The organism is Caballeronia sp. AZ1_KS37, from assembly GCF_023631165.1.
Lineage (GTDB): Bacteria > Pseudomonadota > Gammaproteobacteria > Burkholderiales > Burkholderiaceae > Caballeronia > Caballeronia zhejiangensis.
The window spans coordinates 219221-245567 of the sequence record NZ_JALQDP010000034.1; the positions used below are offsets into that span (position 1 = coordinate 219221).

Below are 26347 nucleotides of genomic sequence, written 5' to 3' on the forward strand. Positions count from 1 at the left end.
GTCATCCGCTCAACTGATTGGACGTGCTCGGCCGCCGCGCCCGCTGATGATGATCGAGGCTGCGGCGCAACACCTTTTTCACGAGGCCCTTGAGGAAGTGGATCGAGCGGTCCGCGCGTACGTTCAGATCGAACGGCTTCAGTTCGACAACCTGACGCTTGCCGCCTTCGGTGAGTTTCTCGCGCATCTTCCGATGATCGACGGCCATGGCCGTGAGCGTCTCGGACGCCTGCTTGAACGAAGCGCGATCGACGCGCGCGCAAACGTGGCACGCACGCTGAAAGAGCTTGTCGAAGACGGTGAGCCAGAAATCGTCCATGTCACTGCCGTCGCAACGTGCGAGCGCTTCCTGCCCTGTGAGGCGCAGATTGTGCATGTCGCGCAGCTTGGCTGTCTGCGTGATGCTGCCGAAGCGCCGCCGATAGCCGATCAGCGGCGCGGGAATCCGATAGATGCTTTTTGCGCGCAGATAAGTCGAGGGCACGAGGGCCATGTCTTCGTAGTTTCGTCCTTCGGGAAAGGGCGCTGCGTCGAACAGGTCGGTGCGATAGACGCGCGCCCACGCAAAGGTATGGAATCGATCGGCAAACTGCTGCAGCGCCGCGCGATCCATCGGATGACCGCCGCTCGTCGCATGGTCGACGAGTTCGATGTTATCGAGCTCGCGGTCGTCGTCATCGATGATCTTGACGTTGTACTCCACCACATCCCACTTGCGCTCGGCGAGCACCGGGATCATCGCTTCGGTGAAGCCCTTCAGATAGATATCGTCGCCGTCCAGGAAGCCGACATAAGGCGTTCGCACCGCCGCGAGGCCGGTATTGCGCGCGGCGCTCAGGCCGCGATTTTCCTGGTGTATCAATTCGATGTGCACGCCGCGATCGCGCTCCACGACCGAGCGCGCTGCCGCATAGGTCTCATCGCGAGAACCGTCATCGACCACGATGACCTTCATCGCGTCGATATGAGGTTGGGACAGCAGGGATTCGAGCGCTTCCTCGATGTATCCCTCGATGTTATAAGCCGCCACGACGATGCTGAGCAGCGGACTGGTGTCTCGCAAGGAGTCACTCTCAAACGGCATGGATGACGCTCTCCGTCGATTGATTGGGCTCTGTCTCTCCGCACGCACCATGCGAAGAGCCGTTGTCGATGTCCCGCCGTGCCGCCGCGCGCAAACGCGCATCACCTTGTGATCGATTGCGGCACGACCGGACATGCAGCTGGTCTGATGGATGAGGCTGGCTCGATCACCGTACAAGACGGGAAGCTCTGGCAGCGCATTATTGTTGGAGCATGTCACGTCATATGGCGGGCCCCGGACACCCCGGCCTGACGTGCATGTCGATGGAACAATCGTTAATAGAGCCGTTTTTGCCGGGCGGGTTCCCCGAGCAACTGCATGCTAGTCCTTCAAAGCAACGAAGCGATGACACTCGCCTCTTTCAGCGTGCAGGCAAATGCAGTCCACCGGGACATACTAGTGGAAAAACGGCCGCGTGAAGCTGGGATTTCATCGCCTCCGCTTCATATCGGCGACGCAGGATGGCTCGCAAACGTTATCGTCCTGAGTCGATGGTCGCAGTTCGGTGCGCTCGGCCACATGCCCGAGCATCTTCAGCATTCAGTCGTGACAAACGGTTTCTGCGTGCAAGCGACTGTAGCAATGCCCTGCATATTTTTCTCATGACTTTGGCGTCATGAGGTCGAAGAAGAAAAAAATACGCATTCGGTTGAAGCGGCACGCTATCAAGCTCAGACGTTCTCCGGCGTATAAAGCTGCGCCGGCAGCGAATACTGGCTGGCCTGCGCTGCTTCGCCCGGCAGCGCTTGCAACGCGCGCAGCATTGCCTGAATGGCCGTCTCGGCGATGCGTTGAAGCGGCGTGTCGATCACGAGATCGATGACGCCTTCGACGAGCGCCTCGTACCGGTCGGGCATCAGGTCGCTGCACACGGTGACGATGCGTCGTCCCGCGGCCTCTTCGCGCAGCGCGCGTATCACGCCGCCCACGCCGCCGCCGGGGATATAGAGGCCGGCGAGATCGGCATGACGGGCGAGCATCGCGAGCGTCGCCTCGTAAGCGAGTTGCTTGTCTTCGAGATTGATCTGCGTATCGAGCACGCGCAATCCGGGCGCATGTTCGCGCAAGTACGAGCGAAAGCTGATCTCGCAGCTTTCCTGACCGAGATAACGCGGCGTGCCGACGAACACGCCAACAGTGCCTTCGTCGCGACGCGTGAGGCGGCTCACGGCCCACGCGGCCGTGCGTCCGCTCTTGCGCGGATCGACGCCGATATAACCCGCGCGTAAGGGCGCACTCAGATCCGATAGCAACGTGACCGTCGGCTTGCCCTGCCCGTGAAGCGTTTCGATTGCGGCGGTCACATGCGGATGGTCCACTGCGACCACGCCGAGCGCATCCACCTGCTCGCCGAGCGTAAGCAGCGTGCGTGCGATGGAAGCCGGATCGAGTTCATCCATGTACTCGATGACGGCGTTGCAATGCTCCGGTTCGTGGCGCGCGGCGGCATCCGTCAGAATGCGCGCGAACGTCTGATAGAAGGGATCCGCACGTTTCTGCAGACAGAAGCCGAGGGCATAGCGTTCATGGCGCTCGCCGCGTTGCGCGCGCAGACGTTCGCGCATCAAGCCTGCGCCGTGATAGCCGATGCGCTCGGCTGCCTCGATCACGCGCAATGCAGTGCCTTCGCGCACGCTGAGACGTCCGTTGAAGACGCGATCCACTGTTGCCGCACTGACGCCGGCAGCATCGGCCACGGATTGAAGCGTGGGACGCTTGCTCATCTTTGATGTAATTGATGGGTTTTCAATTCGCTCGATGATGCCTAAAGATAGCAAATGCGCGTCAACATTGCGCGGGCGATGTATCCGCTTTTATCATCGAATCAGCAATGACGAATGATGCAAATCCAATCATCGCTTGAGGTGACATGATGGATTCCGAGCAGGCGCAAGGTGCGGGCGCGCGGGACGGCTATCGCGATTACCGGCTCATCGGCGGCGCAGGCGAGCGTGCGACAGCGTCGGGCCTGGTCAATGCGGACTGGTACAAGTGCGCGGTGCCGCGGCCGGTCATGAAGAGCCTGATGCAGCGTGGCGATGCACGCGCCATCCGCGACACCTTGCTCTGGTATGCGTCGATCATCGCGAGCGGCGTGCTGGCGTGGTTGGCATGGCAAGCGCATTCGCTCTGGGCGATTCCCGCATTTCTTCTTTACGGCACGCTCTATTGCAGCCCCGCCGATTCGCGCTGGCACGAAAGCGGTCACGGCACCGCATTCAAGACGTCGTGGATGAACAAGGCGCTCTATCAGTTCGCGTCGTTTCAGGTGTTTCGCCGGCCGACGATCTGGCGCTGGAGTCACGCGCGTCATCACACGGATACGCTGGTCGTCGGAAGGGATCGCGAGATTGCCGTGCCGCTGCCGACGGACTGGCTGAGTCTCGCATTGAACGTCTTCGCGCTGAAGCACGCAGCAGGCGAAGTGCCGAAGATCGTTTCATCCGCGTTCGGCAATATCGGCGACGAAGAAAAGACCTACGTGCCGGAATCGGAATGGCCGAAAGTCATTCTTGAAGCGCGCGTGACGCTTGCGATCTATGCGGCGGTGATTGGCGCATGCTTCGTGTCTCATTCGATCCTTCCCCTGCTTTATATCGGCTTGCCGAGTCTGTACGGCGCGTGGCTCTATCTCTTCTTCGGCCTCACGCAGCATGCGGGCATGCCTGAGAACGTGCTCGATCATCGCAAGAACTGCCGCACGGTGATGATGAATCCCATGTTCCGCTTTCTGTATCTGAACATGAACTATCACGTCGAACATCACATGTTCCCGATGGTGCCTTATTACGCGCTGCCGCGCCTGCACGAAGCGGTGAAGCATGACATGCCGCCGCCTTACACGAGCACGATCGCGGCATATGCAGAGATCATTCCGGCGCTCGTGCGGCAAACGCGCGATCCGTCGTATCACGTCGAAAGACCGATGCCCGCCGCGACGCAGGCATGACCAAGGAGGCCGTTCCGATGACGCAATGGATCGATGCAGCTGCGATGGACGATATCGAAGACGAAGACGTGATGCGTTTCGATCACGATGGCCGCACCTTCGCGATCTATCGTGTGAACGATGCCGTCTATGCCAGCGATGGCCTATGCACGCACGAGCACGTTCATCTGAGTGACGGATTCGTGATGGACCACGTCATCGAATGTCCGAAGCACAACGGACGCTTCGACATTCGCGACGGCCGGCCGCTGTGCGCGCCTGTTTGCGAAAAGCTGCGGACGTATCCCGCGAAAGTCGAGGATGGCCGCATCTTCATCGAGGTCTGATGCCCTGTCGACGATCGACGTCGGTATGTGGCGCGCACGACGACGCGCCACGTCCGCTTGAACCGCTATGAATGCGCGAAGGCTTAAACGCGGAACATGCTGACGACGCGCGCAAGCCGCTCGGCCTGATCGCGCAGTTCGGCGGTGGAGTGCTCCGCTTCACCGACGAGCGCGGCGTTCTGTTGCGTCGCTTCGCCGATCAGCATGACCGCGCTGTTCACCTGCTCGATGCCGCTTGCCTGCTCGCGTGACGCAACGCCGATTTCATCGACGATGGCATTCACGCGCGAGACTTGCTCGACGATGCCGCCCATCGTGCTGCTCGCTTCCTCGGCGATCTTGTAGCCGTGCGAGACCTTCGCGGCCGATTCGGCGATCAGCACTTCGATCTCTTTGACTGCGCCCGCGCTGCGTTGTGCGAGCGCGCGCACTTCCGATGCGACCACCGCGAAGCCCTTGCCGTGCTCGCCCGCGCGCGCGGCTTCGACGGCAGCGTTCAACGCGAGAATGTTGGTCTGGAACGCGATGCCTTCGATCGTCGCGGTGATGTCGGCGATGCGTCGCGCCGATGCGTCGATCTCGCCCATCGTCGCGACCACGCGCCCGACTGCATGACCGCCTGCGCGCGCGGCATCGGATGCGGACGCGACGAGCGTCCCCGCCTGCGCCGTATTCGCAGCGTTCTGCTGCACGGTGCTCGTGATTTCTTCCATGCTCGCAGCGGTTTCTTCGACGCTCGCGGCCTGGGTTGCGATGCGCGTGGCGATATCGCTGCTGCCCGATGCAATGCGCGCCGTCCCTTCGTTCATGTCCGCCGATGCGCTGCGCACCTGCGCGACGATGCCCGCGAGTCCGCGCGCGATGCCGTCGATCGCACGCATCAGCCGGCCGATATCGTCCTCGCGCGCGCTGTCGATACGCACGGTCAGGTCGCCCGCGGCGATGCGTTCCGACGCGCGCGTCACGTCGTCGATGGGACGGCCCACGAGTCGCGTGACCGCATAGAGCAGCACGCCGACGAGCAGCGCCACGATGACGAGCCCGAGAACCAGGAAGCGATTGCGGCTCGCGTGAACGTCGGCGAGCACTTCGTCGCGATATGCAATGCCGCCGATCATCCATTGCCATTGCGGCACCGTCATATAAATGATTTCCTTGTTGCCGCCATGCACGCGCGAATCCGCGCCCGCGATATCGGGGCCGTCGAACGAGAGCTCGCCTTCGTGCGTGTCGAGCATCTGCTTGAAGGGCGCAACGCGCTCATCGGCCAGTTCGCCTTTCGAACCGGGATGCACGAGCAGCTTGCCGCGGTTCGGGCCAGTCGATGCATCGACGACGAAGTGATAGCCGCTCGCGCCGATCGCGAGCTTCGCGATGGTGTCCTGCAACGCTGCGAATTCGGATGTCACGTCGACGCCAACGAAAAGTGCGCCGATGATGCGTCCCGATGCATCGGTGACGGGCTTGTACGCGGTGATGTACTGCTTGCCGAAAAGCGCTGCGATGCCGATATAGGGCTTGCCTGCAAGGATCGGCGCATACGCGGGGCCCTTGCGGTCGAGCAGCGTGCCAATCGCGCGCGTGCCGTCCTGCTTCTTGAGCGACGTCGTCACGCGCACGAAATCGTCCCCGGTGCGGGCGAAGATCGTCGCGATGGCGCCGCTTTCCTCGAGGAACGCGTCGGGAATCGTGAAGTCGTTGTTCAGCGCCTTGTCGCCCGCGAGGAAAGTCGGCGTGGCTTTACCGTCGATGTCCACGGTGCGGGTTTCATCGAGCGCGAACGTCGAAGGCAGACGATGCGCGAAGATCGTCATGAAGCGCGTGACTTCCGCGCTCACGGCCTTGTCGAAGAGGCCGATCATCGTCGCGATCGAGCGATTCTCGCTTTCGACGCGCGCGAGCGCATGCGTATCGACTTGCTCGCCCGCGCTGCGCGTGACGGCGATGGTGAAGAACGCGACGACGACTGCCGTGAGCGCGCAGGCGAGCACGGCGAATTTGGTCCCGACGTTGGTCCGGGCCAGAACATTACGAAACATGGGGAATCACTGGGCGATAAGAGTTGTGATGATCCTTATCGGCAGATGCTTAAGAAACTTTAATTTGCCGCAGGCATGAAAGCCATTGCGATGGCTTCGCGTGCGCCGAGCGGCTCCTGTTTCCCAAGACAACTCCTAGAAAACGATTAACTTTTCGTACGCGCCGATACGGGTGGTGAAAGGGCTTCCAACTCGCCCGTCAGCAACAGTTCTGCCACAGATTAGGGCAAATACTAGGATAGCCAGTAGGCAGCAAACCCACTATTCTTCGAAAAAACGTTTTCCAAACCCTCGGCGAGCTTGCGCTTTTAACCGGCGCAAAGCCATCGCCCACGGCGCTCGTCGCCGTTCACGCAACAAGAAACGCGGCACGACGAGCGCCGCCGCGTCCGGAGACTTACATGAACACTGTCGTTGCCGGCGTCGTGCGTACCGCCAGCCGCTATCGCTGGACCGTGTGCGCGCTGCTGTTTTTCGCCACGGTCATCAACTACATGGACCGGCAGATCCTCGGTCTGCTCGCCCCGATGCTGCAGCACGACATCGGCTGGACGCAGGTGCAGTACGGCCGCATCGTGATCGCGTTCTCGGCTTTCTATGCGATCGGCCTGCTGTGTTTCGGGCGTATCGTCGACTGGCTCGGCACGCGCATCTCTTATGCGCTCGCGATGTTCGTCTGGAGCATCGCCGCGATGCTGCACGCGGCCGTCGGCTCCGTGATGGGCTTCGCCATGGTCCGCGCGCTGCTGGGCATCGGCGAGGGCGGCAACTTCCCCGCGGCCATCAAGACGACCGCCGAATGGTTCCCGCGCCGTGAGCGCGCCCTCGCGACTGGTATTTTTAATTCCGGCGCGAACATCGGCGCGGTCTTCGCACCGGCACTCATTCCCGCGCTCGCGGTGGCCTTCGGGTGGCGCGCTGCGTTCGTGATGGTCGGCGCGATCGGCCTCGTGTGGCTCGTCGTGTGGTTCGTGATGTACCGCCAGCCGGACGGCCGCGCGCACGACGACGAAATCGCCGACGAAGGCGATGACACCAACGCCGCCGACGCGGCCAACGTCAAGGCGCGCGCGCCGGGGTTCAAGGAACTCATCAGGAAGCGTGAGACGTGGGCATTCATCGTCGGCAAGTTCCTGACGGACCCGGTGTGGTGGTTCTATCTGTTCTGGCTGCCGAAGTGGCTCAACGAATCGCGCGGCATGGACATGCAGCACATCGGCTTGCCGCTCGTCGTGATCTACGCGATCACGACCATCGGCAGCATCGGCGGCGGCTGGATTTCTTCCGCGCTGCTGCGCGCGGGCTGGACCGTGAATGCGGCGCGCAAGACGGCAATGCTGATCTGCGCATGCGCCGTGTTGCCGATCGCGTTCGTTTCGCAGGCAGAAAACCTGTGGGTCGCGGTGGCCATCGTCGGTCTCGCCGCAGCGGCGCATCAGGGCTGGTCGGCGAACCTCTTCACGACGGCATCGGACTTGTTCCCGCGACGTGCGGTGGGCGCGGTGGTCGGCATCGGCGGCATGGCCGGTTCGATCGGCGGCGTGCTGTTCTCGGAAGTGATCGGCCAGGTGCTGCAACGCACGGGTCACTACTGGGTGCTGTTCGCGATCGGCGCATCGGCGTATCTCATCGCCTTCGGGATCATGCACTTGCTCACGCCGAAGATGACGCCGGCGAAGCTCGCAGCGTAATTCGTATTAGCGATTATTAGTCAAGACATGCGCCGCGCCGCCCGCACTCGCAACTTGCAGGCAGCGCGGCGTACGTCATGCAGCGGCAGCAGTCGATTCACGCACGATGAGCCGCGGCTCGAACATGGAGTTGCCCGGATCGGGATGACCGGCGAGGGCGTCGATGAGCTTCTGCATCGCGAGTTCGCCCATCTTCTCGCTCTGAATGTCGACGGTCGTGAGTCCCGGCGCGGCGTATGCGCCGTAGGGCACGTTGTCGATGCCGGTCACCGAGACGTCCTGCGGCACGCGAATGCCGAGCGAAGCGGCTTCCTTCATGAAGCCGAGCGCGATCAGGTCGTTGTAGCAGATCACCGCTTGCGGGCGCTTCGGACCGAGCATCACGCGCGAGCAAGCCTGTTCGCCGGCAAGCGACGTTGGCGCATGGGCTTCGTAGATATCGAGTTCGAGGCCCGCTTCGGCGAGACACTCGCGCGCGCCGCGAATGCGTTCATCGTTGATGCGCGCGTGCTCGAAGCCGAGATACGCGATGCGGCGATGCCCGAGATCGAGCAGATGACGCGCGAGCATGTAAGTAGCGAGGCGGCTGTTGATGCCGACGCTCGGAATCGGCAGCTCGGCGTTACGCAGCAGCACGACGGGCTTGTCGAGATCGAGCATCCACTGCGCGTTTTCGTCTGCCAGGCGCGAGCTGACGAGCAGGCCGTCCACGCGTTGCGCGAGCGCTTCGATGAGCGGCCGCTCGCGCGCCTGATTCTCGTCGATATCGACGAGCAGCAGCGTGTAGTCGTGCCGCAGCGCAATGCGGTTCGCGCCTTTCACGACATGCGTGAAGTGCGGATTGCTGATGTCGAGGATCGTGAGACCGATGGTGCGCGTCTTGCCGGTAATCATCGAGCGCGCAAGCGGGTTCGAGCGGTAGCCGAGCGAATCGATGGCTTCCTTGAGCTTGGCCTCGACCGGCGCGGAGAAGCGCTGCGCGCCATTGATGTACTTCGAGACGGTCGCGACGGAGACGCCCGCCGCAGCGGCGACGTCGCGAATGGTCGGGGAAATTTTTTTCATTCGGAGGGTAACGTTTTCGCACTGTTAACGGATTGTCGCAGAAATTCGGGAAACGATGACATCGAAACTTGCGTTTTGCATGCGGCGTTTTGCATGCCAGACGGCGATTGACGGCGCGTCGCGCCGATCGATATAGTCCCGAAAACGTTTTCTTCCTTATTGCTTTCAACGCATCAGTACGTATTGACAGGAGTCTCGATGAATCAGCCAAACGCAGCGGCCAAGCCGTTCAAGCGTCTGCTTCTGACCGGCGCGGCCGGCAATCTGGGTCGTCAGTTGCGCGGCGCGCTCGCTCAATGGGCCGACGTCGTGAGGCTCTCCGACATCGCGCCGCTCGACGATGCAGCGAGCCATGAAGAGATCAGCGCCGTCGATCTCGCGGATCGCGACAAGGTGATGCAGCTCGTCGAGGGCGTCGACGCGATCGTGCATCTCGGCGGCATCTCGATCGACGCGCCGTTCGACGATCTGATCGAAGCGAATATCCGCGGTACGTACAACATCTATGAAGCGGCGCGCCGTCATGAGGTGAAGCGCATCGTGTTCGCGAGCTCGAACCATGCAATCGGCTTTCACCCAGTCACCGAAGTGCTCGACGCCGATTCGCCCCATCGCCCGGACAGTCTTTATGGCGTGACCAAGTGCTTCGGCGAATCTCTGTCGCGCTATTACTTCGATCGCTTCGGCATCGAGACGGTGAACCTGCGCATCGGTTCGTCGTTCGAGGAGCCGAAGAATCCGCGCATGCTCGTCACGTATCTGAGCTACCGCGATTTCATCGAGCTCGTGCGCTGCTCGCTGTTCACGAATCGCGTCGGTCATGCGGTGGTGTACGGCGCTTCTGACAATCCGGTGAAGTGGTGGGACAACTCGAAGGCGGGCTTCCTCGGCTTCAATCCGCAAGACAGCTCGGCCCAGTTCGACGGGCTCTTTCCGGTGACCGGACCGAGCGCCGATCGCGATGATCCGGCGCAGCGCTTCCAGGGCGGCCCGTTCGTATTGGGCGAGCCGATGGAGCGCAAGCGATGAGCGCCGCCGTGCGCGCGGAACGCATCGACGCGGCCGGGCGCGCGACGGTCGGCGAATGTCCGGTATGGCGCGCGCAAGAGGGCGCGCTGTATTGGGTCGATATTCCCGCGCGAGGGATCGTCAGGCTCGAGATCGAAAGCGCGAGACGTACCGAATGGGCGTTCGACGAACAGGTCGCATGCTTTGCGTTCGACAAGGCTGGGCGCGTCGTCGCGGGCATGGAAAGCGGCATGTTCGGCGTGACGCTCGCCGACGCGAACCAGGCGCACGCCGTGAAGCTCGCCGCGCCTTCGTTTCCCGCGACGGGCATGCGCTTCAACGATGGCCGCTGCGACAGGCAAGGGCGCTTCTGGGCCGGAACGATGGTGATGGACATGTCGCTCGCGAGTGCCGTCGGCGCGCTGTATCGCTTCGATGAGAAGGGCGCTTTGTCGGAGCCGGTCGTCGATGGTCTGATCACGCAGAACGGCCTCGCATGGTCGCCGGATGGCAGAACGATGTATTTGTCGGACTCGCATCCGCAACGGCGCATGATCTGGGCATTCGACTTCGACCCCGACACCGGCACGCCGCACGCGCAGCGCGCATTTGCCGATCTGCATCACTACGCGGGCCGTCCCGATGGCGCCGCGGTCGATGCGGACGGCTGCTACTGGACGTGTGCGAACGACGCCGGCCGCCTGCTGCGTTTCACACCGCGCGGCGAACTCGATCGCGAGATCGTGCTACCTGCGAGCAAGCCGTCGATGTGCGCGTTCGGCGGCAGCGATCTGAAAACGCTCTATGTCACGACTATTCGTCCGGCAATGAATGCCACTGACGACGACGGTCACGTGTTCGCATTGAACCCAGGCGTGCAAGGATTACCGGAGCCGGAGTACGCCGCACTGTTACCGGTAGCATAAACTTCACGAAAACGGGGCGATCATTCGCCCCGTCCGCATTTTTTCGCATGATTTGGGACGCAAACGATTCGAGCGCACTTTATTGGCGCGCATCGAAATGATGGACACGTCCCCCTTCGGAACCGATACCAAGCACAAACACCAATGCTGCAAGTCCTTCTGAAAGAGTAGTCTCCGCAGGTATCTCAAGCACCCGCGATCAACAGATTCTCTAATCCGGAGGAGACATTGATGGACCTTGAAGCTCGCACCATGAAGCGCGTGATGGTTCGCCTCGTGCCGTTCCTGATCTTGTGTTACTTCATCGCATATCTGGACCGCGTCAACGTCGGCTTTGCCGCATTGCAGATGAACAAGGCGCTCGGTTTCACTGCGAGCATGTTCGGTTTCGGCGCCGGCATTTTCTTCATCGCCTATTTCTTTTTCGAGGTTCCTTCGAACCTGCTGCTCGAACGATTCGGCGCGCGCCGCTGGATCGCACGCATCATGTTCACGTGGGGCATCCTCGCAGCCGCGATGGCCTACATTCCGCATATCGCGCAGGCGACGGGCCTCTCCAACGCATACGTGTTCTATGGCTTGCGCATCCTGCTCGGCGTCGCGGAAGCGGGCTTCTTTCCCGGCATCATCTTTCTGCTGACCTTGTGGTTCCCGGCGAAGTATCGCGGCCGCGTCGTCGGCTATTTCATGGCGGCGATTCCACTGTCCACCGTGATCGGCGGACCGATCTCCGGCGCGCTCTTGCAGATGGACGGCATCAACGGCATGGCGGGCTGGCAGTGGCTGTATCTGATCGAAGCGATTCCCGCGTTGCTGCTCGCGTTCGTCGTGTACTTCTATCTGACCGACAAGCCTTCCGACGCACACTGGCTTGCAAAAGAAGAGCGTGACTGGCTCGTCGATCGTCAGGCGCAAGAGCGCGCGCATCGCGAATCCGTGCATGCGTTCAGCGTGAAGGAAGCCATTTTCAATCCGCGCGTGCTCGCCATTGCCCTGATCTACTTTGGCGCGAATGCCACGAACTATGGGCTGAGCTTCTTCCTGCCGCAGATCGTCAAATCGTTCGGTCTTTCCAACTTGCAGACCGGCTTCGTCACGTCATTGCCCTATGCCGTGGGCGTGATCAGCATGGTGCTGTGGGGCCGTCATTCGGATCGCAAGCTCGAACGGCGCTGGCATGTCGCGATTGCGTTGATGGTCGCGGCGGGCGGCATCGCGGCATCGGCGGGCCTCGACGATCCGGTGATGAAGATGATCGCGCTGTCGATCGCGGGCTTCGGCATCTTCGGTTGCCTGCCGGTGATCTGGACGCTGCCGGCCTCGTTCCTTTCGGGTGCGGCGGCGGCGGGCGGCATCGCGGCGATCAACTCGCTCGGCAATCTCGCGGGCTTCTTCGGTCCCTATGCGATGGGCTGGATCAAGGACAGCACGGGCGGCTTCGGCGCGGGCCTGCTGTGCCTGGCAGGGGCGGGCATGGTCGGCGTGGCGGCGGTCCTGCTGCTGCATCACGATCAGGCACTGGAGACGATTTCCGGCGCGCATGACGTCGAGGATGGCGAGCCGAACATGGCGCGTTGATGTTGCATCGCGAGTACCGCGCCAACGCGCGGTACTCGCGTATTCATTCAAGCGACGACTGCGCGCGTCGCAATCTCTCCCGGCTGTTGATCAGATGCAGACGCATCGCGGTGCGCGCCGAATCGGCATCGCCGCGTTCAATGGCGTCCGCGATCTGTTCATGCTCGCGATTCACGCGCATCAGGTAATCCGCGTATTGATCGCGCGGAATCGGCGTCGCCGTGATGCGCGTGCGCGGAATCATGCGCGTGCCCAGATGCTCCATGATCTCGACGAAATAGCGATTGCCCGTTGCATGCGCGATCTCCATGTGAAAGCGCAGATCGGGCGATACGGTATCGCTTGCTTCGCCCACATTTCTTGAAAAGTCCGCGAGCGTCGAGCGCATCGTCGCAAGACGCGCGGCATCGCAACGCATTGCGGCAAGTCCCGCGCTTTCGGTTTCGAGACTGATGCGCAATTCGAGGATGGCGAGCGCATCCATCGAACCGGCGACATCGGCGGGATCGAGTTGCAGAAGAGGCGACATGCCCGCTTCACACACGAACGTACCGATGCCATGCCGCGTTTCCACGAGTCCTGCCGCTTGCAGACGCGACAGCGCCTCACGCACGACGGTGCGGCTCACGCCGAAGCGCTGAACCATTTCCGCTTCCGTCGCGAGCCTGCTGCCGCCCTTCAGTTCCTGTGCATCGATCTGAGCGCGCAAGGCGTCGACGAGTTGCGCGGTCAGACTGCGTCGCGCTTGCGGCGATGCAATCGAGGATGCGTCGGTGCCGGCATGAAGATCGGGCGATAGCGTCACGGTATTCTCGTTGGCGTGGGTTTTACACACATTGACAAATCGTTCGGCAAATGATGATATGCGTCATGCAGTGATATGACAACGTACAAGAAGATGCGCGCAGGGTAATCCCTAGCGACGACAGCCTTCAGGAGACACAACACGATGGAACAACAAACCAGCACGCCGTCCGCCGACGAAGATGCGCAATTCGATCGTCTGTTGCTGACGGGCGCCGCCGGCGGAATCGGCCGCGCGATCCGGCATCGCGTCGCCGAGTTCGCGCGGCATGTGCGGATCTCCGACTTGCCTGGCGTGTTGCAGGGCGACGCCGCGCCTCACGAAGAGATCGCTCCTTGCGATCTCGCCGACCGCGACGCCGTCGATGCGCTTGCGATGGACTGCGACGCGATCATTCATCTCGGCGGGGTATCGGTCGAGCGTCCGTTCGAAGAGATTCTCGAAGCCAACATCAAGGGCGTTTTCAATCTTTACGAAGCGGCGCGCCGTCAGGGCGTAAAGCGCATCGTATTCGCAAGCTCGAATCACGTCACGGGTTTCTATCGGCAGGACGAACGAATCGACGCCACTGCGCGCAAGCGCCCCGATGGCTACTACGGCTTGTCGAAGTCCTTCGGCGAGGACATGGCGCAAATGTATTTCGACCGGTACGGCATCGAGACGGTGAGCATTCGTATCGGCTCCGTGTTTCCGGAGCCGAAGGACCGCCGCATGATGGCGAGCTGGATGAGCTACGACGATTTTCATGACCTGTTGCGCCGCAGTCTCTTCACGAAAGACGTCGGCCACACGATCGTCTTCGGCATGTCGGCGAACGCGCATACATGGTGGGACAACCGCTGCGCCGCGCATCTCGGCTTCGTTCCGCGTGACTCCTCCGAGCAGTTCCGCGAAAAGGTTGAAGCGACGCCGCCGCCGGCGCCCACCGATCCGGTGGCGGTGCTGCAGGGCGGTGCCTTCACGACGACTGGCCCGTTCGATCCGGTTTAATGCATGCGAAATGCAGTATCACGGCGCTCGTAGTATGTCGTCATACATCCAGAGCGGGCGCACAGCGTGTTAGCGCCCACACACCTGACAGGAACTCTTGCCGCCATGTTCTCTCTCGATTTTTCACCGCTGCTGCCGTACTGGCCGACGTTCCTGCTGGGCGCATGGCTCACGCTCAAGATGACTTGCGTGGCTGTGTTCTTCGGGCTGATTCTCGGCATGCTGGTGGCGTTCGCGAAGCGCGCGAAAGTGCCGGTCCTGACGCGCCTGTGCATCGTCTATATCGAGGCGGTGCGCAATACGCCGTTCCTCGTGCAGATCTTTCTGCTGTACTTCGGTCTTGCGAGCATCGGCTTGCGCATGCCGACGTTCGCGGCCGCCGCGCTCGCGATGACGATCAACATCGGCGCATATGCGGCCGAGATCATCCGCGCGGGACTCGAATCGGTGCCACGCGGACAAATCGAAGCGGCCGAATGCCTCGGGCTTCCGAAGTGGCGCATCGGCTGGCATGTGATGTTGCAGCCGTCGATCGAAAAGGTCTATCCCGCGCTGACGAGCCAGTTCCTGCTGATGATGCAGGCCTCCGCGATCGCCTCGCAGATTTCGGCCGAAGAGCTCACGGCGGTCGCGAACACTGTGCAGTCCGATACGTTCCGCTCGCTCGAAACGTACATCGTGGTCGCGGCGCTGTATCTGGCGTTGTCGCTCGTCATCAAGCTCATCGCGTGGGCGGTGGGAGAGCATCTCTTCAAGCGCCGCCGCGCGATCCGGCTTGCTGCTAAACGCGCCGGCAAGACGCCGCCCGATCCGCAGCGCATCGATACGGTCATTCCCGGAGGTGCGGCATGAGCGGCGGATTCACGTCATCGCACCTTGTCTATCTAGTGCAATCGATCGGCTGGACGCTCGTGCTTTCCGCGCTTGCGTTCGTGCTCGGCGGTATCGGCGGCTTTGTCGTGATGCTCGCGCGCATCTCGCCGCGCGCATGGCTTGCGCGCGTGGCGCTCGTGTATATCGAGGCGATTCAGGGCATACCGCTGCTGATCCTGCTGTTCATCGTGTACTTCGGCCTGTCGGTGTACGGCTATCAGGTGCCCGCGCTCGTCGCGGCCGGCCTCGCGCTGATGATCTATTCGAGCGCATATCTCGGCGATATCTGGCGCGGCTGTATCGAAGCGATGCCCAAGCCGCAGTGGGAAGCGTCGGAATGCCTGTCGCTCACGCGCTGGCAGACGCTGCGCCTCGTCATCATCCCGCAGGCGATGCGTCTCGCGCTGCCGCCGACCGTCGGGTTTCTCGTGCAGCTCATCAAGATGACGTCGCTTGCTTCGGTGATCGGCTTCATCGAGCTGACGCGCGCGGGGCAGATCATCAATAACTCGATCTTCCAGCCGTTCCTCATCTTCGGTCTGGTCGGCGCTTTCTATTTCGTCCTGTGCTATCCGCTTTCGCGCTGGAGCCAATCGATGGAGAACAAGCTCAATGTCAGCAATCGTTAAGGTCGGCGATATTCACAAGAGCTTCGGCTCCAATCATGTTCTCAAGGGCGTTTCCTTCGAAGTCAACAAGGGCGAGATGATCGCCGTGATCGGCGCGAGCGGTTCGGGCAAGAGCACGGCGTTGCGTTGCATCGACAGGCTAGAGACGATCGACCAAGGGCAAATCGAAGTGTGCGGCATTCGCGTCGATGATCCGAAGGTCGATCTGCATCTGTTGCGCCGCGAAGTGGGCATCGTGTTTCAAAGCTATAACCTCTTTCCGCATCTGACGGTCGAAGAGAACATCATGCTCGCGCTGCGTCACGTCAAGAAGATGTCGCGCGACGAAGCGCGGCGCATTGCGATGAACGTGCTGGAGCAAGTCGGTCTCGGACAGAAGGCCGATGCGTATCCCGAGCAATTGTCGGGCGGACAGCAGCAGCGCGTGGCGATCGCGCGCTCACTCGCGATGTCGCCAAAGGTGATGCTGTTCGACGAAGTGACCTCGGCGCTCGATCCGCAATTGACGGGCGAAGTGCTGCGCGTGATGGAAGATCTCGCTGCCGACGGCATGACGATGCTGCTCGTCACGCACGAGATGGCCTTCGCGAAGCGCGTGGCGGATCGCATCATCTACATGCATCAGGGAACGGTTTGGGAAGTGGGCGACGGAAGCATGCTCGATGCGCCGCGCACACCCGAATTGCGCGCATTCCTCGATAACGGACTTTGATAACCGCAGCATCAATTCAGCAACACTAATAACGACGGAGACGTAACTTGAAAGCGAAATCAATCATTGCACGCGCAACGCTCGCAACGTTGATGATGGCAGGCGCGGTTCACAGCGTGATGGCCGATGAACTCGACGACATCAAGAAGGCAGGCGTCGTGCGCGTCGCGATCGCCATCGGCACGCCGCTCTTCAGCTATGCCGACCAGAACCTGAAGCCCGCGGGATCGGACGTCGATACTGCCGCCGCGCTTGCGAAGGATCTCGGCGTGAAGCTAGAACTCGTGCAGATCACCAACGCCGCGCGCATTCCGACGCTGCAGGCGAAGCGCGCGGACCTCGTGATTTCCTCGCTGTCGGTCACGCCGGAGCGCGCCAAAGTCGTCGATTTCTCGAACCCGTATGCGGTCATCTCGATCATCGTTGGCGGCGTGAAGACGGCGAACGTGAAGAGCTATGCGGATCTCGACGGCAAGACCATCGGCCTCACGCGTGCAACGGTGAACGACACGCTGACGACACAGCAGGCGAAGGGCGCACAGATTCAACGCTATGAAGACGATGCGACGCTCATCACGTCGATGGTCACGGGACAGGTCGACATCTTCTCGAGCACGCCTTCGAACCTGAAGGAGATGCAGGATCGCGCTCCGCAACGCAACATCGAGATGAAGTTCGAGCAGAAGACGTTCGATCTCGGCATCGCGATGAACAAGGACCAGCCGCGCCTGAAGGAATGGGTGAACAACTGGGTCGGCGCGAACATGAAGAGCGGCAACCTCAACACGATCTACAAGAAGTATCACGGACGGGATCTGCCGGAGAACATGCGCAAGGGCGCCTGAGCGCAGGGTCTCGCTTCAGTCATGCGCAACGGCGGCGGGTCATCGATCCGCCGCCGTTGTCGTTTGCATTACGCATACCGGATTCCTTCCGGAATGATGCATTCAAAATACCGCGATCGCCTATCCTGAACGCCCGCACCACGCGGTCTCGACACGGTTCAGGACAAACCGCCGCGCTCCGGCGTACACTCCTTTTGCGTTTTGAATCCTGCATGCATTGAGCCAACACGGATGCGCGCCACGTCATTCCGTGCGCGGCTCCGTCGATCACTGGACATCCTCTCTTCATCACGGGACACATCATGGCCAAGGGCACGATAGCGGACTATCTGGCGAAGACACTGGCGGCGGCGGGCGTAGAGCGAATCTGGGGCGTGACGGGCGACAGCCTGAACGGTTTGGCGTTCAGCCTCGATCGTGTCGGCTCGATCCGCTGGATGCATACGCGTCACGAGGAAGCAGCCGCTTTCGCGGCCGGAGCCGATGCCGCCGCGACAGGCAAACTCGCGGTATGCGCGGGCAGTTGCGGCCCAGGCAATCTGCATCTCATCAATGGTCTTTACGACTGTCATCGCAATCATCAACCGGTGCTCGCCATCGCGGCGCACATTCCATCGACGGAAATCGGCCTCGGCTACTTTCAGGAAACGCATCCGCAGGAATTGTTCAGGGAATGCAGTCACTTCGTGGAGCTGGTGTCGAATGCGTCGCAGTTTCCGCGCGTGCTCGAACGCGCGATGCGCGCCGCGATCGATCAGCGCGGCGTCGCGGTGATCGTGTTGCCGGGCGACGTCGCATTGAGCGAAGGCCCGGCCGTCGAGCCGCGCTGGACCGCGAGCGCGCCGGGCGCGATCGTGCCGGCAGACGCCGATCTCGACAAGCTCGCGAGCCTTCTGAACGGCTGCGAAGCGGTGACGATCATGTGCGGCAGCGGCGTCGCCGGCTCGCACGACGAAGTGGTCGCGCTCGCCGATACGCTCGGAGCACCGATCGTGCATGCGTTGCGCGGCAAGCAGTTCATCGAGTACGACAACCCGTTCGATGTCGGCATGACAGGGCTCATCGGTTTCAGTTCGGGCTATCACGCGATGATGTCGTGCGACACGCTGCTCCTGCTCGGATGCGATTTTCCGTATCGCCCGTTCTATCCGCCGCAAGCGAAGATCGTGCAGATCGACTGGCGCGGCTCGCAACTCGGACGCCGCGCGCCGCTGGAAATGGGGCTCGTCGGCACGATCAAGGAAACGCTCGCGGCGCTCTTGCCGAAGCTCCAACGCAAGGACGAGCGGCGTTTTCTCGAGAACGCATTGAAGCACTATGCGACCGCCCGCAAGGACCTCGACGATCTCGCGACGCCATCCGCGCCGGGACGTCCGATTCATCCGCAATATCTGACGAAGCTCGTCGATGAAATCGCAGCCGACGACGCGATCTTCACCGTCGACGTCGGTACGCCGACACTGTGGGCCGCGCGTTATCTGACAATGAACGGCAAGCGCCAGTTGCACGGCTCGTTCAATCACGGCTCGATGGCAAACGCAATGCCGCAGGCGCTCGGCGCTCAGGCCGCGCGGCCGCAACGGCAAGTCGTTTCGCTATCGGGCGACGGCGGTTTGTCGATGCTGCTCGGCGATCTGCTCTCGGCCGTGCAACTCGATCTCCCGATCAAGGTCGTCGTGTTCAACAACAGCCTGCTCGGTTTCGTGTCGATGGAACTGAAGGCTGGCGGCTATCTCGACACCAACGTCGATCTCAGCAAGACCGATTTCTCGCAGATCGCGAAGGGCGCGGGCATCTGGTCGGTGCGCGTCGAGGAATCGGAGCAACTCGAAAACGCGCTGCGCGAAGCGTTCGCGCACAAAGGACCGGCGGTCGTCGATGTCGTCACGTCGAAGCATGAACTCGCGATGCCGCCGACCATCGAACTGTCGCAAGCGAAGGGCTTCAGCCTCTATATGTTGCGAGCGATCCTGAGCGGGCGCGGCGATGAGATCGTCGAACTCGCGCGCACGAATCTGCGTTGAGCCATGAACGAATCGAACGATACGCTGCCACTCGATCACGTTTTCGAATACGAAGGACAAGCCGTGCGCTACGGCATGATCGGCGAGGGCGCGCCGCTCGTGATGGTGCACGGCACGCCGTTTTCATCGCAGGTGTGGCGACGCATCGCACCGGTAGCGGCGCGTTTGCGGCGTGTGCATTACTTCGATCTGCTGGGCTACGGTGCGTCGGAGATGCGCGAGGGGCAGGACGTATCGCTCGGCGTGCAGAATCGCGTGCTCGCGGCGCTTCTCGCGCACTGGTGCGGTGAGTGGAACGGTGCCTTGCCCGATGTGCTCGCACACGATTTCGGCGGCGCGACATCGCTGCGAGCCGCGTTGATCGACGGCTGCGCGTATCGTTCGCTGATGCTCGTCGATCCGGTCGCCGTCGCGCCGTGGGGATCGCCCTTCGTGCGTCATGTGCGACAGCATGAAGCCGCGTTTGCGGGTGTGCCGCCGTACATGCATCAGGCGATGCTCGATGCGTATCTGCAGGGTGCGGCGCATCGGCGGTTGCAGCAAGAGACGCTGCGCGTCTATACGCGGCCGTGGACAGGTAAAGTCGGGCAGGCCGCGTTCTATCGGCAGATCGCGCAGATGGATCAGCGCTACACCGATGAAGTGCAATCGCGCTATGGCGAATTGAAATGCCCCGTATCGATTCTTTGGGGCGAAGAGGACGAGTGGATACCGGTCGAGCGCGGTGTCGAACTCGCATCGCTGATTCCGGGCGCGCGCTTTACGCGCGTGCGCGGATCAGGGCATCTGATGCAGGAAGATGCGCCCGAAGCGATCGTCGGCGAATGGCTGACGTTCGCGGACGCAATCCAGTAACGCGATCAGAAGCGCTATCAGAAGCGCGATCAGAAGCGATAAGTGACGCCGACCTTTACGATCGGATAGAAGCGCAACTTGTCCGCCTTGTTCTGCAGATCCTGCTGTTCCGCGTCGATGTTTTCCTGTCCCGCCGCCGCGACGATATCCGCCGGAACGTCGAGCGTGACGCGCGGGCGGCCATATGCGACGCCTGCATCGAAGAACGCGGAAAAGCCTTTCTCGGCAACAGGCGTATGCCCGAAGCCGATGCCGATATACGGACGCACGGCCGGGAACTTAGCCTTGGCGTGAATGCTTTCCCCGAAAGTCGGATAAGCGATGCCGTCGATGGTGTAGGTGCCGTTCATGCTGGTCGCGGTGCCATCGACATGATCGCCGCCGATGAGCGCGCCAGCCGTGATGCGAAAACCGACCGTTCCCGGCGCCGGAAAAAAGTCGAAATAGAAGCCGCCGTGATAGATGCTCGCGGTGCCGTCGTAGTGGAGACCGCCAGCGTCGAAGTTATGCGAGAACTTCAGGCCGTTGAATTCGGCGCGCACGTTGTCGCGCGTGCCGAGCGGTTCCGAGTAGCCGATGCCCACGCCTTCGGTGCCGATCTGACCGTAGATTTCGCGGGCGTGCGAGAGCGGAGCGGCAAGCGCGGCGAGCGTGCCGATAGCGGCCGCGCATGCGGCCAACGACTTCTTCATTGCAGATTATCCGTGGAGGAGATGGACGAGAGGGCGTCCAGGCGAAAGCGGCGAATAGTGCCGGCTGGTGCGGGAGAGCCGTGCGCGACGGAGGCGTCGCTGTTGATGATTGTGTTTACGGAAACGTTTGCTGAAAACTTTAGCTAAATCGTTCCACAAAAATGCGGAACGGAACCGGCAAGAAATGATGACCGGTTCCGCATTCAACATCGCTCGTTTTTAGACCTTGTTCCTTGCGCTTTCAGCACGGAATGCCGCTTCGCCGGCATCGGAGATTTCGACCCATTTTTTATCGGGCGGCGCATCGTCGACATAACTGTCGTGCCAGTTCCACCACTTATAGGTCGGTGTCTGCGGATAGCCTTCAGGCGAGTCTTCCCAGAGTTCCTGTCGGCCGAGCGGCGTGATGTCGAGATAGTTCCAGGTATTGCCCATCTGCTCGTCGCCGCGATTGTTGAGAAAGTACGTGCGAAATGCACGGTCGCCTTCGCGGAAGAACACGTTCGTGCCGTGCCACTCGTCGACGCCGAAGTCGGCATCGAAGCGATCCGTCAGCGTGAACCAGGGAATGGTCCAGCCCATGCGTTCCTTCAGCCGCGCGATGTCCTGCTGCGGCGCGCGCGATACGAAGACGAGCGTCGTGTCGCGCGCATTCAGATGTGCAAGATGCGCGACCTGATCCGCGACCAGCGAGCAGCCGCGGCACGCGTGCTCCGGCCATCCGAAGACGCCCGGCTCATAGAACGCGCGATAGACGATCAACTGACGCCGGCCATCGAAAAGATCGAGAAAGCCGATCTTGCCCGCGGGGCCTTCGAACATGTAGTCCGTCTTCACGGCGGTCCAGGGCATGCGGCGGCGTTCAGCGGCGAGCGCGTCGCGCGCGCGCGTCTGGGCTTTCTCCTTCACCAGCAACTGCTGACGCGCTGCTTCCCATTGCTCCTGCGACACGACGGGCGGCGTGCGCATCCCTGTTTCGTCGGATGTAGTCATGGCCTTGCAACCTCCTGAGTTGGACTCTTGCTCGTTGTTTGCCGTGATTCAGTCTGACTCCGATAGCGGAAAACGGAGAGTAACAAGTGTGACGCCATTTGCCCGATCGCGCGTTCCGATGGCCCGACGCGCGACCGCAGCAATCAGGGTCAAGCCCACGAAGCGCGCAGCGCGTGCATCGTTTTCCAGTACGTGAAGAAGCGTCCCGCGAAGATGCCCGCGACGATGCCCGACACGGCAGCGTCGATTGCCGCATAGGTCGTGAGCGCGGGCAGATAGGCGACGGTCGCCATCTCGAAGCCGAGCCAGAACTTCGCGATGAACGTCGCGAGGATCAGCAGCATCGGCAACATGGAGCCGGGCAGCATCACGGTTCGCGCGATCGGATCGACGATGAAGCGGCTCTGGCTCGCAAGGAACACGCCGCCGACGATGCCCGCGCCCAGCGTGGCGATCCACACGGCGACGGCCATCCATCCGGCGAGCGGCGACGCGACGAGATGCGCGATGCCCATGCCCGCGAAAATAATCGGAACGATTGCGAGCTTCGACAGCGGGGTGGTGCTGGCCTGCATCGCCTTGATGCCGCGATACAAAAGAAATGCGAGCAGCACCCAGACCCACGTCGGCGTGCCTTGAACGATGGCGATTGGCGTCATGATCATCTCCTTGCAAGTGGTTGTTTGATGCGCATGATGACGCCGGAGAATTAGCCGCGAATGAGTTGGCGAGCGTATGCGCGCGTCGCGGGAATTAAGCGAATTCCGAAAACCCGTCGCGCGACGGGTAAAATGCGGCGCCTGCCCGACGATCGGCTAGAGAGACCGCGCGTGACCCGCGCGCGCCGGCATCGCGGGCAGCGTCCGCCCCACGAGGGCAAGCTTTCGTCCGTCTGCGCCTGTCCGGTCAACCCGCGCACCGCCGCTTTCGCTGAACCAAACACGACACGCAACGACATTCGAGGATCGTTTTCATGCTTGCCCGCATCACCCGCCTTTTCCCGCTCTGGGCCGTGCTGGTTTCCATCGCCGCCTATAGCGCGCCTTCATCCGTGACGGGCATCGCGCCGCACGTCACGACGCTTCTCACGATCATCATGCTGTCGATGGGCGTCACGCTTTCCATCGACGATTTCAGGCGCGTGTTCACGCGGCCCGCGCCGGTCATCGCGGGCATCGTGCTGCATTACCTCGTGATGCCGCTCGCCGCGTGGGTCATCGCGAAAGCGCTGCACATGCCGCCCGATCTGATGGCGGGCATGGTGCTCGTCGGCAGCGTCGCGAGCGGCACGGCGTCGAACGTGATGATCTATCTCGCGCGTGGCGACGTGGCGCTGTCCGTCACGATCAGCGCGCTCTCGACGCTCGTCGGCGTGTTCGCGACGCCGCTGCTCACGCGCCTTTATGTCGATGCCTCCATCGCCGTCGACGTGCACGGCATGCTGATGAGCATCGTGCAGATCGTCGCGCTGCCTATCGTCATCGGCCTCGTCGTGAACCATCTGTTCGGCAAGCTCGTGCGCAAGATCGAGTGGATGCTGCCGCTCGTGTCGATGGTGGCGATCCTGCTCATCATCGCCGCGGTGGTCGGCGGCACGCAGAAGAGCATCGCGTCGGTGGGCATGGTCGTCGCGGTGGGCGTGGTGCTGCACAACGGTATCGGTCTATTGGGCGGCTATTGGGGCGGGCGTCTGCTCGGCTTCGACGAAGCCGTCTGCCGCACGCTGGCAATCGAAGTCGGCATGCAGAACTCGGGGCTCGCGGCGACGCTCGGCAAGCTGTATTTCACGCCGATCGCGGCGTTGCCCGGCGCACTTTTCTCGGTGTGGCACAACCTGTCGGGGTCGATGCTCGCGGGCTATTGGGCGGGACGTCCGGCGAAAGGCTCGACGCGCGAAGCCCACGCGCAGGCCGCCGTCGCGCGGCACGGCTGAGCGTGTGAATCGATCGAAAAAAAACGCGCCGATTGTGGCGCGTTTTTTTTCGGACGCGAAATCAACTCGCCGCGAGCGATGCTTCCGCGACCGGCCGGTCATCGATCGGAAAATGCAGCAGCGCCGCGACGAGTCCGGCGATTGCCGTCGCGGCCCAGATCAGCGAGTACGAGCCGGTCGTGTCGAACACGTAGCCGCCGAGCCACGCGCCGAGAAACGATCCGAGCTGATGACTGAGAAACACGACGCCGAATAGCGTGCCCAGATGCCGCGTGCCGAACACCTTCGCGATGAGTCCGTTGGTGAGCGGCACCGTGCCCAGCCACGTCAGGCCCATCACGGCGGCGAAGACGACGACGGATACGCTCGTCGTCGGCAACAGGACGAAGAGGGCGATCGCGCCGCCCCGAATCAGATAGAGCCACGCGAGGACGTGATGCTGCCGCCAGCGTCCGCCGAGCCAGCCGCATCCCCAACTGCCGATCATGTTGAAGAGGCCGATCAGCGCGAGCGCGGTCGCGCCGAGTCCGACCGGCATGTGGCACAGCATCAGATAGCCGGGCAGATGTGTCGCGATGAACGCAAGCTGAAAGCCGCAAGTGAAAAAGCCGAGCGTCAGCAGCCGATAACCGCGATGCCGCGACGCATACGCGAGCGTTTCGCGCAACGGCATCGCGGCGGCTTGCGCGTGCGTTTCGTGCGATGCCGAAGATGCCTTGCTCCGGCGGCTCGCGCGATCGAGCGCGATGCCGAGCGGCGCGGCGAGCAGCAGCACGAAGGCGAGGGCATAGAGCGACGCCGGCACGCCCGCATGCACGCGCACTTCCTGCGCGAACGGCACCATCAGCACCTGGCCGAGCGAGCCGCCCGCGCTGGCCAGGCCCATCGCGACGCTCCGTGTTTGCGGCGACGCCACGCGTCCGACCGTCGCGAGCACGACGCCGAAACTCGTGCAACTGATGCCGATGCCGACGAGCAAGCCGAGACCGAGCACGAGCATCCAGCCGGAAGTCGCGGCGGCGGCGAGCGCGAGCCCGGCGGCGAACGTGGCCGCGCCCGTCGCGACGACCGGCGCTGCGCCGTATCGATCGGCGGCCGCGCCCGCGAACGGCTGCGCGAAGCCCCACACGAGGTTGTGCAGCGCGATCGCGAAGGCGATCAGCGTGACGGGCATGCCGCGATCGAACGAAAACGGCCCGATGAAAAGCCCGAACGTCTGGCGCACGCCCATCGCGGCGCTCAGGATCAGCGCGGCCGCGCCGATGAGCACCCACGTCGTCGCGCGGTCCGTGGCCGATCGTGTGGTCGATAAAGACGACATGGCTCGTTCCTCCTTGCGGCCATCGTCGCAGGCGAACGTCCGTGCTGACAAACGAAAAGATTTCGCCGTCGGATGAGCGCAGTTCAACCGTTATCGACGAAACCGGCCGCTTGTTCGATCAGCCAGTTGCGAAACGCGACGAAATCCGCGCGCGCGCTCGCTTGCGGCGTCTCGCAGAGCCAGTAGGCGGTTTGCGTCTCGACGCTCGTCGCGGACGCTTCGACCAGCGTGCCCGCCGCCAGCTCGCGATCGACGAGCGGACGCCTGCCGATGACGACGCCAAGCCCGGCCGCGGCGGCATCGAAGCCGAGCTGAACGGTATCGAAGCGAAGGCCGCCGTGCAGATCGAGACCGTCGATGCCCGCGCCGTCCATCCACGCTTGCCAGTCCTGACTGGCCGTATCGATGTGAATGAGTGCGGCGCGGGTGAGATCCGGAACGCCGTCGGCGCCGGTCAGCATCGCGCGATAGGCGGGGCTGCACACCGGCACGAGCCGCTCGCCGAAGAGACGTTGCCACGACGATGCGCCATCGACCGGGCCGCGCGAGAGGCGCAGGCCGAAGTCGAAGCCGTCGACGGGAAAGCCCGCCTGGCGGCGCGAAGTGTCCACGGTGACGTCGATGTTGGGCCAGCGCGCGCGGAAATCGGCGAGGCGCGGCACGAGCCAGCGGGCCGCGAGCGTCGGCGCGCACGTAACCGAGATCGCGCGGCGCTTGCGCCTGTCGGGCAGCGACTGCGTGCCGACGACGATAAGCGAAAACGCTTCGGCGATGTACGGCAGATAGTGTTCGCCGGCGGCGGAGAGCGACAGCCCGCGCGGCTCGCGCACGAAAAGCTCGACGCCGAGCATCGCTTCAAGCGCGCCGATGCCGTGGCTCACGGCACCCGGCGTCACGTTGAGTTCGGCGGCCGCGAGCTTGAAACTGCGATGGCGCGCGGCGGCTTCGAAGAGACGCAGGGCGTTGAGCGGCGGGAGGCGCTGAGACATGGTCGCGTGGGAATCGACG

24 protein-coding genes are annotated in these 26347 nt (G+C 62.5%); 14 read left to right on the forward strand and 10 right to left on the reverse strand.

Annotated elements, in window-relative coordinates; genetic code table 11:
* Window position 1 precedes the first annotated feature (1 nt).
* Both NCS00_RS21625 and NCS00_RS21630 read right to left on the reverse strand, forming a co-directional pair.
* Window positions 2-1063 (reverse strand): glycosyltransferase family 2 protein, encoded by a 1062-nt coding sequence (locus NCS00_RS21625; protein ID WP_250440949.1) that lies wholly within the window; start codon window positions 1061-1063, stop codon window positions 2-4.
* Window positions 1064-1755: 692 nt separating this feature from the next.
* Window positions 1756-2808, reverse strand: coding sequence for a LacI family DNA-binding transcriptional regulator (locus NCS00_RS21630; RefSeq protein ID WP_250440950.1), 1053 nt, complete (start codon window positions 2806-2808; stop codon window positions 1756-1758).
* Window positions 2809-2954: 146 nt separating this feature from the next.
* Between NCS00_RS21630 and NCS00_RS21635 the strand changes: the two genes are divergently transcribed.
* Both NCS00_RS21635 and NCS00_RS21640 read left to right on the forward strand, forming a co-directional pair.
* The gene (locus NCS00_RS21635) at window positions 2955-4034 is read left to right on the forward strand and encodes a fatty acid desaturase family protein (RefSeq protein ID WP_250440951.1); all 1080 of its coding nucleotides are present in this window, start codon (window positions 2955-2957) and stop codon (window positions 4032-4034) included.
* 17 nt (window positions 4035-4051) lie between these two features.
* Window positions 4052-4360 carry a non-heme iron oxygenase ferredoxin subunit gene (locus NCS00_RS21640; protein WP_008348011.1) on the forward strand — a complete coding sequence of 103 codons (309 nt, stop codon included), beginning with the start codon at window positions 4052-4054 and terminating at the stop codon, window positions 4358-4360.
* Window positions 4361-4443: 83 nt separating this feature from the next.
* Here NCS00_RS21640 and NCS00_RS21645 read toward each other — a convergent pair whose 3' ends face one another.
* Window positions 4444-6399 (reverse strand): methyl-accepting chemotaxis protein, encoded by a 1956-nt coding sequence (locus NCS00_RS21645; RefSeq protein WP_175980809.1) that lies wholly within the window; start codon window positions 6397-6399, stop codon window positions 4444-4446.
* 401 nt (window positions 6400-6800) lie between these two features.
* Between NCS00_RS21645 and NCS00_RS21650 the strand changes: the two genes are divergently transcribed.
* Window positions 6801-8090: an MFS transporter gene (locus tag NCS00_RS21650; protein WP_250440952.1), complete on the forward strand. Its 1290-nt coding sequence runs from the start codon at window positions 6801-6803 to the stop codon at window positions 8088-8090.
* A gap of 75 nt (window positions 8091-8165) precedes the next feature.
* Here NCS00_RS21650 and NCS00_RS21655 read toward each other — a convergent pair whose 3' ends face one another.
* Window positions 8166-9155: a LacI family DNA-binding transcriptional regulator gene (locus NCS00_RS21655; protein WP_008348017.1), complete on the reverse strand. Its 990-nt coding sequence runs from the start codon at window positions 9153-9155 to the stop codon at window positions 8166-8168.
* Window positions 9156-9353: 198 nt separating this feature from the next.
* On the opposite strand from NCS00_RS21655, the gene NCS00_RS21660 reads away from it, so the two are divergent.
* The 3 genes from NCS00_RS21660 (at window position 9354) to NCS00_RS21670 (ending at window position 12667) form a co-directional block, all read left to right on the forward strand.
* Window positions 9354-10184, forward strand: a complete 831-nt coding sequence (locus NCS00_RS21660; protein ID WP_250436510.1) for an NAD-dependent epimerase/dehydratase family protein — start codon at window positions 9354-9356, stop codon at window positions 10182-10184.
* A complete protein-coding gene (locus NCS00_RS21665; protein ID WP_250440953.1) occupies window positions 10181-11089 on the forward strand; it encodes an SMP-30/gluconolactonase/LRE family protein in 909 nt (302 codons plus the stop codon). The genes NCS00_RS21660 and NCS00_RS21665 overlap by 4 nt, the downstream gene beginning before the upstream one ends.
* Before the next feature lie 231 nt (window positions 11090-11320).
* Window positions 11321-12667 (forward strand): MFS transporter, encoded by a 1347-nt coding sequence (locus tag NCS00_RS21670; RefSeq protein ID WP_008348022.1) that lies wholly within the window; start codon window positions 11321-11323, stop codon window positions 12665-12667.
* Window positions 12668-12710: 43 nt separating this feature from the next.
* Here NCS00_RS21670 and NCS00_RS21675 read toward each other — a convergent pair whose 3' ends face one another.
* On the reverse strand, window positions 12711-13472 hold the full coding sequence (locus NCS00_RS21675) for a FadR/GntR family transcriptional regulator (RefSeq protein WP_250440954.1): 762 nt from the start codon (window positions 13470-13472) through the stop codon (window positions 12711-12713).
* A gap of 144 nt (window positions 13473-13616) precedes the next feature.
* On the opposite strand from NCS00_RS21675, the gene NCS00_RS21680 reads away from it, so the two are divergent.
* The 7 genes from NCS00_RS21680 to NCS00_RS21710 all read left to right on the forward strand — a co-directional run bounded on the left by NCS00_RS21680 (window position 13617) and on the right by NCS00_RS21710 (window position 20400).
* The gene (locus tag NCS00_RS21680) at window positions 13617-14462 is read left to right on the forward strand and encodes an NAD-dependent epimerase/dehydratase family protein (protein WP_008348024.1); all 846 of its coding nucleotides are present in this window, start codon (window positions 13617-13619) and stop codon (window positions 14460-14462) included.
* Between the two features lie 105 nt (window positions 14463-14567).
* Window positions 14568-15314 (forward strand): amino acid ABC transporter permease, encoded by a 747-nt coding sequence (locus NCS00_RS21685; RefSeq protein ID WP_175980815.1) that lies wholly within the window; start codon window positions 14568-14570, stop codon window positions 15312-15314.
* Window positions 15311-15964 (forward strand): amino acid ABC transporter permease, encoded by a 654-nt coding sequence (locus NCS00_RS21690; protein WP_175980817.1) that lies wholly within the window; start codon window positions 15311-15313, stop codon window positions 15962-15964. Before NCS00_RS21685 ends, NCS00_RS21690 begins: the two co-directional genes overlap by 4 nt.
* Window positions 15948-16676, forward strand: a complete 729-nt coding sequence (locus tag NCS00_RS21695; RefSeq protein WP_250440955.1) for an amino acid ABC transporter ATP-binding protein — start codon at window positions 15948-15950, stop codon at window positions 16674-16676. Before NCS00_RS21690 ends, NCS00_RS21695 begins: the two co-directional genes overlap by 17 nt.
* A 47-nt stretch (window positions 16677-16723) precedes the next feature.
* Window positions 16724-17521 carry a transporter substrate-binding domain-containing protein gene (locus NCS00_RS21700; protein WP_008348028.1) on the forward strand — a complete coding sequence of 266 codons (798 nt, stop codon included), beginning with the start codon at window positions 16724-16726 and terminating at the stop codon, window positions 17519-17521.
* A gap of 302 nt (window positions 17522-17823) precedes the next feature.
* Window positions 17824-19545, forward strand: coding sequence for a ubiquinone-dependent pyruvate dehydrogenase (gene poxB, locus NCS00_RS21705; protein WP_033536202.1), 1722 nt, complete (start codon window positions 17824-17826; stop codon window positions 19543-19545).
* 3 nt (window positions 19546-19548) lie between these two features.
* Window positions 19549-20400, forward strand: coding sequence for an alpha/beta fold hydrolase (locus NCS00_RS21710; protein ID WP_250436518.1), 852 nt, complete (start codon window positions 19549-19551; stop codon window positions 20398-20400).
* 29 nt (window positions 20401-20429) lie between these two features.
* Here the strand turns inward: NCS00_RS21710 and NCS00_RS21715 are convergent, their stop codons facing one another.
* The 3 genes from NCS00_RS21715 to NCS00_RS21725 all read right to left on the reverse strand — a co-directional run bounded on the left by NCS00_RS21715 (window position 20430) and on the right by NCS00_RS21725 (window position 22744).
* Window positions 20430-21092 carry a hypothetical protein gene (locus NCS00_RS21715; RefSeq protein WP_008348031.1) on the reverse strand — a complete coding sequence of 221 codons (663 nt, stop codon included), beginning with the start codon at window positions 21090-21092 and terminating at the stop codon, window positions 20430-20432.
* Between the two features lie 219 nt (window positions 21093-21311).
* Window positions 21312-22085 (reverse strand): DUF899 domain-containing protein, encoded by a 774-nt coding sequence (locus NCS00_RS21720; protein ID WP_250440956.1) that lies wholly within the window; start codon window positions 22083-22085, stop codon window positions 21312-21314.
* 149 nt (window positions 22086-22234) lie between these two features.
* Window positions 22235-22744 (reverse strand): DUF6622 family protein, encoded by a 510-nt coding sequence (locus tag NCS00_RS21725; RefSeq protein WP_008348033.1) that lies wholly within the window; start codon window positions 22742-22744, stop codon window positions 22235-22237.
* Window positions 22745-23058: 314 nt separating this feature from the next.
* On the opposite strand from NCS00_RS21725, the gene panS reads away from it, so the two are divergent.
* On the forward strand, window positions 23059-24018 hold the full coding sequence (gene panS, locus NCS00_RS21730) for a ketopantoate/pantoate/pantothenate transporter PanS (RefSeq protein WP_008348034.1): 960 nt from the start codon (window positions 23059-23061) through the stop codon (window positions 24016-24018).
* A 61-nt stretch (window positions 24019-24079) separates the two neighbouring features.
* Here panS and NCS00_RS21735 read toward each other — a convergent pair whose 3' ends face one another.
* Both NCS00_RS21735 and NCS00_RS21740 read right to left on the reverse strand, forming a co-directional pair.
* On the reverse strand, window positions 24080-25339 hold the full coding sequence (locus NCS00_RS21735; RefSeq protein ID WP_250440957.1) for an MFS transporter: 1260 nt from the start codon (window positions 25337-25339) through the stop codon (window positions 24080-24082).
* Between the two features lie 83 nt (window positions 25340-25422).
* A complete protein-coding gene (locus NCS00_RS21740; RefSeq protein ID WP_250440958.1) occupies window positions 25423-26328 on the reverse strand; it encodes a LysR substrate-binding domain-containing protein in 906 nt (301 codons plus the stop codon).
* Between the last annotated feature and the right edge of the window lie 19 nt (window positions 26329-26347).